This window comes from Rhizobium sp. CCGE 510, from assembly GCF_000292525.1.
In the GTDB taxonomy this organism is placed as follows: domain Bacteria; phylum Pseudomonadota; class Alphaproteobacteria; order Rhizobiales; family Rhizobiaceae; genus Rhizobium.
Map to the genome: position 1 here is coordinate 1 of NZ_AEYF01000079.1, position 1,283 is coordinate 1,283.

Annotated in this window: 1 protein-coding gene and 1 pseudogene; both read left to right on the forward strand. The window is 54.8% G+C overall.

The window, feature by feature from the left end; translation table 11 throughout:
- A pseudogene (gene ehuA, locus RCCGE510_RS32400) lies at positions 1 to 757 on the forward strand (ectoine/hydroxyectoine ABC transporter ATP-binding protein EhuA); the annotation flags it as partial.
- Between the two features lie 139 nt (positions 758 to 896).
- A partial coding sequence (locus RCCGE510_RS32405) for a GntR family transcriptional regulator (RefSeq protein WP_007637727.1) occupies positions 897 to 1,283 on the forward strand: 387 nt, incomplete at its 3' end.

Genomic DNA, 1,283 nt, shown 5'->3' on the forward strand with positions numbered 1-1,283 from the left:
GCTTCATGAACGTAAGAAAAACTTACGGTGACTTCGTCGTGCTCGATAATCTCAACCTCGATGTGGCGCCGAGCGAGCTGGTCACGGTGATCGGGCCTTCGGGTCGGGCAAAACCACTGTTCTGCGCATGCTGATGACGCTCGAGAAGATCAATGGCGGCGTGATCTACGTTGACGGGAAGCCGCTAACCCATATGCCGAAAAATGGCGTCCTGGTCCCCGCCGACGCCAAATATCTCCGCAAGGCCCGGTCATCGATCGGGATGTGTTTTCAACACTTCAATTTGTTCCCGCACATGACGGCGCTCCAGAATTGTATGGAGGGACCGGTGCAGGTGCTGGGCCTATCACGCCAGGAAGCACGAGAACGGGCTGAAGAGCTTCTCTCCTTGGTGGGCATGATCGACAAGAATGACCAGCACCCCGCTCGTCTTTCCGGCGGTCAGCAACAACGCGTGGCGATAGCCCGAGCGTTGGCGATGAGGCCAAAGGTCATGTTGTTCGATGAGGTGACGTCAGCGCTCGATCCGGAAGTCATCGGCGAGGTTACGAATGTCATCAAGGACCTCGTACCGAAGCATAAATTGACGATGCTGATGGTGACCCACCAGATGGGATTTGCACGAGACATATCGGACCGGATTTGCTTTTTCTATGCCGGCAAGATCGAGGAGCAAAATTCGCCCGATGAGTTGTTCACCCATCCTCAAAGTAAACGAACGCAGCAATTTCTAAGTGCGGTCAAGGCGGCGGATTGACGTTGGAGCAGTGATGAAAGTTGGAATAGCGGGCATCGGGACCATCGGGTTATAGCATACTTGAGTCAGGTAAGTGCAGTACTAAGCATCGGAACTTGATGAGGCGCAGCGGACCAAGGGGGTCGCAAGGAAGATCATTATGACGAGCAGCGGACTACCATTCTCCAACGGCGACGGCGCAGTCTCCTTGAACGAAGATCATGACGGGTCCTCGGACGAAGAAAAGTCCGCCGGTAAGTTGAGCAAGCAAGAAATATATCTGGAACTGCGACGGCGGATTTGCCTCCTCGACTATCAACCAGGTAGCCGTCTGAATGAGAGGGAACTCGCCTCGGAGTTCGGTGTCAGTCGAACGCCTCTGCGCACCGTTTTGCAACGTCTGGAGTATGACGGACTGATCGTAAGTCAGCACGGCAACGGGACTGAGGTGACATCGATCGACCTCAGCTCGATGCGAGACATCTATATCGTGCGGATGCGGTTGATGGACGCGATGGCGGAATCGTCACCCCTTCCTGTAACTGAC